The organism is Edaphobacter sp., assembly GCF_035532915.1.
In the GTDB taxonomy this organism is placed as follows: domain Bacteria; phylum Acidobacteriota; class Terriglobia; order Terriglobales; family Acidobacteriaceae; genus Edaphobacter.
This window is the reverse complement of record NZ_DATKQC010000064.1, coordinates 16,822-27,372: the sequence shown is the minus strand read 5'-3', so window position 1 is coordinate 27,372 and position 10,551 is coordinate 16,822. Positions and strand designations below refer to the sequence as shown.

At 57.3% G+C, this 10,551-nt stretch carries 9 protein-coding genes and 1 tRNA gene; 9 read left to right on the top strand and 1 reads right to left on the bottom strand.

Annotation, left to right across the window (positions count from 1 at the left end; translation table 11 throughout):
• From coaD to VMU57_RS03400, 7 genes are all read left to right on the top strand, one after another.
• On the top strand, window positions 1-435 hold a 435-nt coding region (gene coaD, locus VMU57_RS03430; RefSeq protein ID WP_325380805.1), incomplete at its 5' end, for a pantetheine-phosphate adenylyltransferase.
• Window positions 436-451: 16 nt separating this feature from the next.
• Window positions 452-1,066 carry a class I SAM-dependent methyltransferase gene (locus VMU57_RS03425; protein WP_325380803.1) on the top strand — a complete coding sequence of 205 codons (615 nt, stop codon included), beginning with the start codon at window positions 452-454 and terminating at the stop codon, window positions 1,064-1,066.
• Window positions 1,067-1,302: 236 nt separating this feature from the next.
• Window positions 1,303-2,496 (top strand): pyridoxal phosphate-dependent aminotransferase, encoded by a 1,194-nt coding sequence (locus tag VMU57_RS03420; RefSeq protein WP_325380801.1) that lies wholly within the window; start codon window positions 1,303-1,305, stop codon window positions 2,494-2,496.
• 62 nt (window positions 2,497-2,558) lie between these two features.
• A complete protein-coding gene (locus VMU57_RS03415) occupies window positions 2,559-3,719 on the top strand; it encodes a mannose-1-phosphate guanylyltransferase (RefSeq protein WP_325380799.1) in 1,161 nt (386 codons plus the stop codon).
• A gap of 18 nt (window positions 3,720-3,737) precedes the next feature.
• Window positions 3,738-5,174, top strand: a complete 1,437-nt coding sequence (locus tag VMU57_RS03410) for a phosphoglucomutase/phosphomannomutase family protein (protein ID WP_325380797.1) — start codon at window positions 3,738-3,740, stop codon at window positions 5,172-5,174.
• Window positions 5,171-5,836, top strand: a complete 666-nt coding sequence (locus tag VMU57_RS03405) for an HAD-IA family hydrolase (protein ID WP_325380795.1) — start codon at window positions 5,171-5,173, stop codon at window positions 5,834-5,836. The genes VMU57_RS03410 and VMU57_RS03405 overlap by 4 nt, the downstream gene beginning before the upstream one ends.
• 81 nt (window positions 5,837-5,917) lie before the next feature.
• Window positions 5,918-8,137: a GH92 family glycosyl hydrolase gene (locus VMU57_RS03400; protein ID WP_325380793.1), complete on the top strand. Its 2,220-nt coding sequence runs from the start codon at window positions 5,918-5,920 to the stop codon at window positions 8,135-8,137.
• An 18-nt stretch (window positions 8,138-8,155) separates the two neighbouring features.
• Here the strand turns inward: VMU57_RS03400 and kdsB are convergent, their stop codons facing one another.
• On the bottom strand, window positions 8,156-8,980 hold the full coding sequence (gene kdsB / locus VMU57_RS03395; RefSeq protein ID WP_325380791.1) for a 3-deoxy-manno-octulosonate cytidylyltransferase: 825 nt from the start codon (window positions 8,978-8,980) through the stop codon (window positions 8,156-8,158).
• Between the two features lie 9 nt (window positions 8,981-8,989).
• Between kdsB and VMU57_RS03390 the strand changes: the two genes are divergently transcribed.
• Window positions 8,990-9,066, top strand: a tRNA-Met gene (locus tag VMU57_RS03390).
• A gap of 110 nt (window positions 9,067-9,176) precedes the next feature.
• Window positions 9,177-10,388 (top strand): S41 family peptidase, encoded by a 1,212-nt coding sequence (locus VMU57_RS03385; protein ID WP_325380789.1) that lies wholly within the window; start codon window positions 9,177-9,179, stop codon window positions 10,386-10,388.
• Window positions 10,389-10,551 lie beyond the last annotated feature (163 nt).

The window sequence follows — 10,551 nt, the reverse complement described above, 5'->3', positions numbered from 1 at the left end:
GACCTGATTGCGCGGGGAGCCAAGATTGTGGACCATCTGGTGGTGGCGATCCTGCGCAATTCCGAGAAGGGCACGCCGCTGTTTACCGTTCCTGAACGCGAAGAGATGATCACCCAAGCGGTAGCGGGCTTCAGCAATGTCTCGGTGATGACCTTCGATGGGCTTCTGGTGGACTTCGCTCGTCAGCAGGAGGCCAAGGCCGTGCTGAGAGGAATTCGCGCCATCTCGGACTACGAGTATGAGTTTCAGATGGCGATGATGAATCGCAAGCTCGATCCCGAGTTGGAGACCCTGTTCATGATGCCGGCGGAGAAATATACCTATGTCAGTTCGCGACTGATCAAGGGCGTCTTTCAACTGGGCGGCGATGTGACGGCGCTGGTGCCTCCGATTGTGGTGGAGCGGTTGAAGGCAAAGGTTCCGGCGCGGGTTTAGCCGGTGGGGATCGACGATGAATCTGGTGGAACAGTTTGGCAACATCGACATCTATCTGTTCGATCAATTGTTGCGAGGAAATATAACGCCTGGAATGAAGGTGCTTGACGCCGGCTGTGGCGGCGGCCGCAACTTGGTCTATCTGTTGCGCGAGGGCTGCGAGGTGTTTGGCGTGGATGCGAGCGTCGAAGCGATTGAGCATTTGCGTTCCGTGGCATCGACTCTTGCGCCGAATCTTTCGGCGGAGAACTTCCGCGTAGAGACGGTCGAGGCGATGTCATTTCCCGACGAGTTTGTGGATGTTGTCCTGTCGAGCGCGGTGCTGCACTTTGCGCGGGACGATGCCCACTTCGAGGCGATGGTGCGATCACTGTGGCGGGTGCTGCGGCCCGGTGGAATTTTGTTCTGTCGCCTGTCTTCGACGATTGGTCTCGAACACGGCCACTTGATTCAACAGATTGCGGGTCGGCGTTTCCTGATGCCGAATGGCATGGAGTGGTATCTGGCGGACGAGGGGCTGCTGATGCGGCTGACGGAAGATCTGGGTGGGGAGCTGGTGGACCCGCTGAAGACGACGGTAGTGCAGGGTGCTCGATGCATGACCACATGGGTGGTACGGAAACGCGCGTAGTTCGATGGGGTTTGCCGCGAGCATTTCCGGTGCTGCGTCCTCGATCGCTATTTCGCAGCGACAGGCATCGAAGCTATCTCGATGAAACGACTTGCTCTTTGCGGAAGGTCCTTTTGCCGGCCCGGCTTGTGGGTTTGCATGTTCAGCCAGAATGCAATTTGCCTTCGGCAGAGTGTTTAGCCTGTAAAACGTAAGGAATGCTTTATCTTGCAAGGTAAATCTGACAAACTAGATGCATGAGCTTAACGGCAACGAAGATATTTGCGGATCGCATCGACCGCATTGAAGTTTCTGCGACCATGGCCATTACGGCAGCGGCGCTCAAGCTGAAGTCGGAGGGCGTCAACCTGGCGGATTTTGGCGCGGGCGAACCCCACTTTGCGACACCACGGCACATCAAGGACGCGGCCATCGATGCGATTGAGAAGAACTTTACCCGCTATACGAATGTTGCTGGCATTCCCGAAATTCGGAAGGCGATTGTAGACCGTCACGCGGCTGACTTCGGCTCGAACTACACGCCTGACGAGTGCGTGTTTACGACCGGCGGCAAGCTGGCTCTGTTCAATGCGGTCCAGGTGCTGGTCGACCACGGCGACGAGGTCATTCTGCCGGTACCCTACTGGGTCTCGTTCAAGGACATCATTCAGTATGCTGGCGGTAAGGTGGTTCTGGTCGAAACCGAGGAGGCGGAGAACTTTCGCGTTACGGCCAAGATGATCGAAGACGCAATTACTCCCAAGACGAAGGCGATTATTCTGAACACGCCCTCGAATCCTTCCGGCGCGGTGGTATCTCCCGAAGACCTGGAAGCGATTGTCCGGCTGGCGCATCAGCATGACATCTACGTTCTGCTGGACGAGTGCTATGTCTATCTGAACTTCACCGGCGAGATCGTCAGCGGCGGTTCGTTCACCGACTGCAAAGAGCATGTCGTGGTGTTGGGGTCGCTCTCGAAGACCTATGCGATGACCGGCTGGCGCGCAGGCTTCGCGCTGGGACCCAAGCCTATCATTGCAGCGATGAGCAAGTTGCAGTCGCAGAGCACCTCCAACACGGCGAGCATGGTGCAACGTGCTTCGATAGCGGCCGTGAGCGGATCGCAGCAATGCGTGACGGAGATGCGTGCCGACTACATCAAGCTGCGCGATCAGGTGCTCGAAGGCTTCAAGACGATTACTGGATTGACGTGCACGGTGCCTCAGGGAGCGTTTTATGTGTATCCCAATGTAAAGAAATTTATCGGCAGGGGCGGCATCCGATCGGCTTCAGACCTTGCTGCGAAGCTTCTCAGCGAGGCGCATGTTGTTGTGGTTCCGGGCGAGGCATTCGGAACGAATGAGCATATTCGGCTGTCGTATGCGGTTTCACACGATGTCATTGATGAAGGCGTGAAACGGATGCGAGAGTATTTTGCAACGCTGGGCTAAAGATTGACTCAAGGGATCGACCGCACCGGTAAAGTGCGGTCTTTGCTTTGCGATGGAGTTGTATGTCTCTAGAAGACGGCAGGTCGGAGATTCGTTTCGCTCCAGTGATTCTTGCGGGTGGCAGTGGAACACGCTTTTGGCCTCGCAGCCGGAAAGCGAATGCAAAGCAGGTGTTGGCTCTCGATGGCAACGAGACCATGATTCAACAGACGCTGCAGCGGTTGAGCTCGGTGACGGACCCCGCCAAGGCATGGGTCATTACTAACGAGCTTCTTCACGATGTGATCGCCGATCAGTTGCCCGAGGTTCCGCGTGAGCACATCCTGAGCGAGCCTGCGGCGCGAAACACCGCTCCCGCGTGCGCCTTGGCGGCATTTTTGCTGGAGAAGACAGAGCCTGACATGGTCATCGGAGTGTTTCCGTCGGACCAGGTCGTGAAAGACAGTGCGCGCTTCGCGCAGGTGATTCGTGCAGGGGCAGCGCTGGCTGCGAGCGGTGACAAGATTGTGGTTCTCGGTGTGCCTCCCACGCGTGCGGAGACGGGCTATGGCTATATTGAGCAGGGCGCAGTCGCCGAGGATGCAACCAAAATTGCGGATGGGATTGAAGCTCGGAGAGTGAAGCGGTTCACCGAAAAGCCGGATAAAGAGCATGCCGAACAGTTTGTAGCGGCGGGAAACTATGCGTGGAACAGCGGAATATTTTTGTGGAGTGCGCGGACTCTGGCCGGAGCTATTCGAGAGTACTGTCCTGCGATGGTGCCGCTGCTTGAAAAGATTGCCGCGGCCCATGGGACTGAGGAGTTTACGCGCGTGTTTGCTGAGCTGTACCCGCAGTGCGAGAACATTAGCATCGACTATGCCGTGCTGGAACCGAGGTCGCGAAAGGGCGAAGCGGGAGCGGAGATCTACTGCCTGCCCGGCGACTTCGAATGGAACGATCTGGGGTGTTGGGCCACGCTGCACGAAAATATGGCGGACTGCTCCCCCGAGAAACTGGCCTTTGCGAATGTGTTTGACGAGACTGACCCCCTGAATATCTCCATTGATTCGAATGGCAACTATGTCTACGCGCCCGGCAAGGTGATTGCATTGGTTGGCGTGAACAATCTGGTCGTGGTGCAGACGAAAGATGCGCTGCTGATTACGACACGCGAGCGATCGCAGGACGTGGGCAAAGTGGTTGCGGAGTTGAAAAAGGCTGGACGGGAAGACCTAATTTAGCGGGTGACGGCGAGAGTGATGGCAGAGACAGCGGTAAAGTTTGGAACGGATGGCTGGCGCGGCATTATTGCCGATGACTTTACCTACGCCAATGTGCGTGTGGCGGCTGCGGCGATTGCAAACTATGTGCTGGCCCATGAAGATGCAGGGGCCGGAATTTGCATTGCTTATGACACGCGCTTCGGCTCGCATTCGTTCGCGAAGGTGGTGGCTGAGGTTTTGGCCAATGCCGGAATCCCGGTGGCACTGGCGTCCGAGATTACTCCTACTCCCGCGCTCTCCTTCGCCGTGCGCGAGCGAAAGGCTGCTGGTGGCGTGATGATTACTTCAAGCCACAATCCCGCGGAGTGGAACGGCGTGAAGTACAAGGCCAGCTATGGCGGGTCCGGTTTGCCTTCCATCATGACATCGATTGAAAGTTATCTCGGCAAGCCTCTGGCAAAGAGTGCAACACCGGCGGTAATCGAAGAGGTGAATTTCAATCCGGATTACATTGCCGCGATCACGCGGTTTGTGGACCTCGATGCGATTCGAGCGTCCGGCTATAAATTTTTGATTGATGTGATGTATGGCGCAGGACGCGGTGTGCTCGCGGGCATCTTTACCCAGGCGCAGGTTCCCTTTGTGGAGATTCGGAGTGAGATCAATCCGTCGTTTCCCGGGATCAATCCTGAACCGATCCTTCCGAATATTCGGGAGACGCAGGCCGTCGTAGTCGCAGAGCATTGCGATGCCGGTTTGATTACCGATGGCGATGCGGACCGCATCGGTGCCGTGGACGAGCACGGCAACGTGGTGGATGCGCATAAGATTTTTTCGGTGTTGTTGAAGTGGTTGCTGGAGCGCAAGAAGTGGCCCGGCGATGTGACGCGGGCCTTCAACACCACCAAGATGATCGACCGCATCTCGGCAAAGTATGGTCGGCGGTTGCATGAGCATGGCATCGGCTTCAAATATGTCTGCGAGCTAATGCTTGAGCAGGAGATCCTGATCGGCGGCGAAGAGTCGGGCGGAGTCGGCATCAGCCGTCATCTGCCGGAGCGGGATGGAATGCTGAACTCGCTGCTGCTGGCGAATGTGATGGCCGACGAGAAAAAGACGCTCGGCGAATTGGTCGCAGCGTTGCAGGAAGAGTTCGGTGAACATCAGTACGGCCGCGTGGACATGCACATCGATGAGGCCATCAAGCAGTCGGCAATTTCACGCGCGAAGGCTGGAGTGACGGAGATCGCCGGAATGAAGGTGCTTCGCGTCGAGACGATGGATGGCATTAAATTTTTTCTTGATAACCCTGATTGCGCAGGCAAGCCGAATGCCGCAGAGACGTGGCTGCTGTTGCGTGCATCTGGTACGGAACCGTTGCTGCGTGTCTACTGCGAGAGCTGTTCGGTCGAATCGGTTACGAGGATATTAGAAGCGGCGCAGAGGTTTGTGTTGCAGGGGAGCGCTGTTTGAGCGAGTCGGTTTGCATCGAGGCGAAAGGCCTGTTGTTTGACATGGATGGTGTGCTGATTAGCTCCATTGGTTCGGTGGTTCGTTGCTGGCGGCGGTGGGCAGAGATTTATAACGTACCGAACGCAGAGACTTATACGGTGCCTCATGGTGTTCGTGCGATCGACATCGTCAAGTCGTTGCGCCCCGATATCGACCCGCAGGAAGGGCTGCGCGTGATCGAGGACATGGAGATCGAAGACATGGCCGATCTCAAGGTGCTGCCCGGCGTGAAGAAGTTGCTGGAGAGCCTTCCTCTGGAACGGTGGGCCATCGTAACTTCGGCCACGCGGCGGTTGTTGCTGGGAAGGTTAGAGGCGGCAGGGCTGCCGATTCCGGAGCGAATTATCAGTGGGGACATGGTGGAACGCGGCAAACCCGATCCCGAGCCGTACCGTCGCGGAGCCGAACTGCTTGGTTTTCGCCCTGAGGACTGCGTTGTTGTGGAAGATGCGCCATCGGGAGTGGGTGCGGGAATTGCCGCTGGATGCCGCGTGCTTGGAGTGCTGGGGACGCACTCGCTGGAGGAACTGCGGCAGGCGCAGTGGGTTGCGGCGTCGCTGGAGAGCGTCGCTGTCACTGTGCACGCCGATAGGCTCGATTTCTGTTTCAAGCCTGTGAACTGAAGCTGAAATAAATTCTCCGAATGACCGAAGCTGACGATTTGGATATAACGAGGCTGGCAATTTCGATATAAATTGGGTGCTATGTATCGATCATCCATTCTTCGTGTCCTGGCGTCACTTGTCCTTCTTGGCGCAACTGTGCCCATGCTGGCCGCACCTCCTGCTGAGTCAATCGATTGGGTCAATCCGTTGATTGGCACGGCTAGCGGCAAGATCGGCTATGGCGGGACGATGCCCTTCGTTACTCCGCCTTTTGGCATGACGAACTGGACGCCGCAGACTCGCCAGAACAAGATCAGCATCGTCTCCTACAACTACGGCGACAAGACGATCTCTGGATTCATGGGGACGCACCAGCCGGCGATTTGGATGGGCGACTACGGCTACGTCACGTTGATGCCGGAGATCGGCGATTTGAAGACGACGCCCGACTCGCGAAAGCTTCCTTTCAGCCATGCTGACGAAGTGTCGCATCCGGACTATTATTCGGTGGCGCTCGACGCCGGAGGTGACAAACAGATTCGCTCGGAGATGACCGCGACCGAGCGCTGCGGTTATCTGCGGTTTACCTTTCCGGCGAACACCTCTGCGCGAGTGTTGATTGAAGCCTCCCGGCCGGGCCATGCGGGCTATGTGCAGGTCGATGCGGCGAACCACGAGATTACCGGCTATAACCCGGACCGCATGGATGCGCATCTCGGGCCGGCTGCGCTCAAAAACTTCAAGGGCTACTTTGTTGTGCAGTTCCGGCAGGCTTTTGTGAAGGCCGACACCTACGGAATGGACGATGTGCAGGCCAGCCATGCTCGCGGAGCGTATGCGGCATTTGCTCCGTCAAAAGGAAAGCTGGTCGTAGAGATGCGCGTTGGCACCTCATTTCTCAGTGTGGAGCAGGCTCGAGAAAATCTAAAGAAAGAGATTCCGGAGTGGAACTTCGAGAAGGTACGTCTGGCGCTACGGGAGAAATGGAACGCAAAGCTCGACAGGATTGAAGTACAGGGAGCCTCGGACGAAGCGCGCCGCACGGTCTATACCGCTGCATATCATGCACTACTCTATCCGCGTGTCTTTTCAGAATATGGCCGCTACTACAGCGCGTTCGATGACAAGATCCATAACGGCGCATCGTATACGTCCTATTCCATTTGGGACACCTTCCGCGCAGAGAACAGCATGCTGACGCTGCTTGCGCCGGAGCGAGTCGATGGAATGGTCACTGCGCTGTTGCAGGACTATCGCGAGGGCGGATGGATGCCGAAGTGGCCGAATCCGGGCTATACGAACATCATGATCGGCACCCATGCGGATTCGTTGGTGGCAGAGGCTATCCGCAAGAACTTTCATGGATTCGATCGTGAGTTGGCGTGGAAGGCTGTTTACAAGGATGCGATGACGCCGCCCGATGGCGACACGGGCGAACGATGGGCTGATCGTGCCCCGCATACTCCTTATGAAGCACGCGGTGGTCTCACCTACTACAAGGAACTCGGTTATATCCCGACCGACAAGACTGCGGAGGCCGCCTCGCGAACGCTGGAGGACAGCTACGACGACTGGTGCGTCGCCCAGGTCGCAAAGGCGCTGGGCAAAGAGAAGGACTATCAATTCTTTCTCCATAGGTCGCTGAACTACCGCAATTTGTACAACTCGGCGGACGGCCTGATGCGGGGCAAAACTTCAGACGGAAAATGGGCCAGTGAGGACGCTGGATGGACGGAAGGCAATGCATGGGTTTACACGTGGGCGCCTCTGCATGATGAGGCCGGTATCTTGAACCTGATGGGCGGAGCAAGTGCTTACAACGCGAAGCTCGACCAGCACTTTGCCGGTGGTCATAATGTTCACAGCAACGAGCCGAGTCATCACTACGGCTATCTGTACGACTTCAGCGGCGAGCCCTGGAAGACGCAGGCAAAGGTGCGTGAGATCGCGGCGGCAGAGTACGCCGGCCAGCCTGTAGGGCTCGATGGCGACGATGACTGCGGGCAGATGTCGGCGTGGTATCTGTTCACTGCGCTTGGCATCTACCCGGTGAATCCTGCGTCCGGAGACTACATGATTGGCAGCCCGATGTTCAGCCGCATGAGCCTTGAGGTGGCAAATGGAAAGCGCTTCACGGTGATTGCCGACAACAACTCCGCGACCAACGTGTACATTCAGTCGGCGACGCTGAACGGTAAGCCACTGTCGAAGCCTGTGATTCGATACGAGGACATGATGGCCGGTTCGACGCTGCATTTTGTGATGGGGCCGAAGCCATCGCATTGGGCCGCCGACTGGCGAGCCAAGGCCATCCAGTAGAACATCGCGGGACCCGAATCAGCCGCGTAGAATTTCCTCTACGCGGCTGAGGTCGTCTTCGGTATCGACGCCGATGGTGTCGTAGTCCGTGGGCTCGACGTAGAGGTTGATTCCGTTCTCGAGGAAGCGGAGTTGTTCGAGCCGTTCGGTCTGCTCCAGTGTGCTGGAGGGGAGAGAAGGGAAGCGCTCGAGCGCGCTCTTGCGGTACGCGTAGAGTCCAATGTGCTTCCAATACTGCGGGTTGGCTTTATCGCGGTCGTAGGGAATGGTGGCGCGAGAAAAATAGAGAGCGCGTCCGTCCGCAGCGGTAACGACCTTGACCGCATTCGGGTTGTTAATGTTTTCTGCCGTGCAGAGAACTTTGAGGGTCGAGACCTCGACATGGGGACGCGCAAACGGACTCAGCAGGGAGGTGAGATGCTCAGGTTTGAGCAGAGGCTCGTCGCCCTGAATATTGACGTAGATATCCGCGTGGATGAGCTGGGAGACGGCATGGACGCGGTCGGTGCCGCTGGGCAGATCGGGCGAAGTCAGTTGAAAAGGCCAGCCGTTTTGCTCGCAGAGCCCGGCGACTTCGGGCGAGTCGGTGGCGATGAGAACGTCGTTGAGCTGGGGGCAGGCTTTTGCGGCCGCATAGACCCAGGCCAGCATCGGTTTACCGGCGATAGTGCGAAGGACCTTACGCGGAAGGCGCGTCGAAGCCAGCCGCGCGGGGATGACGCCGAGAACGATTGGCGGCTGCTTTTCGAGCGGGCGCGAATCAAGTATGATTGGAACTGGCTGTGCCGCGACGGTTCTCCTTGAAACTGCTCGTCGCGCGATCTTCCTGCTGGTACAGCCCATACACACTAAGGCGGTGTAGCTCAGATGGTTAGAGCGACGGACTCATAACCCGTAGGTCGGCAGTTCGATTCTGCCCACCGCCACCAATGTCGTATTGCCAACCCGTATCGCGCAATCTTCGTACGAGAGTATCATTTCGACAGTGGGGAACGTCTAATCCCTGATTCGCAGATGCCCGTGGAGATTGCTTCGCCTTATGCCTAAGATTTCAAAGATCCTGCTGCTCGTTGTCTCGGTTGTACTGGTGTTGACTGTTTTTCTGGGCGTGAACTCGAGCGGGGTCAGCGCGGCATCGGACCAGGACGGCGCATACAACCAGATCAATGTTTACAGCGAGGTATTGCGGCATATCCAGACCGACTACGTCGTCGATCCTAATATCAATACTGTGACCGATGGAGCGCTGCGAGGCCTGCTCGAGTCGCTCGATGCGGACTCAAGCTATCTGACACCGGCAGAGTACAAGATTTACAAGACTGATAAGGACGGCAAAGCGCAGGTCGGCATCAACGTGTCCAAGCGGTTTGGTTATGCCACGGTCGTGTCGGTGGTGCCGGGTAGCCCGGCGGACAAGGCCAACCTGAACGATGGCGATATCATCGAGGCAATCGGAGCGCAGGATACTCGTAACCTGTCGCTGGCCATGATTCGCAGACAGCTCGAGGGCCAACCCGGAAGTGAGCTGACGATCTCGGTGGTGCGGCCTCGCAAGGCCACTCCGGACAAGCTGACCATGACGCGGGTAGTGGTGGACTATCCCGCCGTTACCGAGACGATGTATGAGAACTCGTCGATCCTTTACCTGAAGCCGGACACTCTGGACCACGAGCATGTGCAGCAGATAGAGCAGAAGCTGAAAGGCATGCAGAAGGCCGGGAACAAAAAGATATTGCTCGACCTGCGCGATGTTGCTGGCGGCGACATGCCGGACGCGATGCGGCTGGCCAACTTCCTGCTGCCGAGCGGAACGATTGCCTCGCTTGAAGGGCAGAAGGTAGCGAAGCAGACGTTCTCCGTTGATCCATCGAAGACCATTAATGCAACGGCCCCGGTGGTGGTTCTGGTGAATCGTGGAACCTCCGGACCTGCGGAGCTTGTGGCTGCTGCCCTGAACGACAACAAGCGCGCCGAACTGGTTGGAGAGAGGACCTTTGGCGAGGGAGCGCAGCAGAAAACGTTCGAGCTTCCCGACGGCGGAGCGGTGATTCTTACCGTTGCAAAGTACGAATCGCCTTCAGGCAAGCGGCTGCAGGATGACGCCGTGATGCCGGAGGTGCTGGTGGCCTCGAATATTCCGGATGAAGATGAGGACGAAACCTCCGAAACCAAACCGACGCAGAAGCCTGCTGTGACGGTAGATGATCAGCTGACGAAGGCGCTTGACCTGTTGAAGAACAAGGCAGCCTGAATTCCCGAAAGGGAGTTGACGGCTTTGGTTTCGACATGACGGCCAGCCACGATTTCGTGGCTGGCCGTGCTATCGTGAAAAGGTCGTGCAGAGTTTATTCAGCCGTGGACCTCGACCCCCCGAGGTCGAAACTGAACCGACATGGCAGCGGGTTATCCGTCGT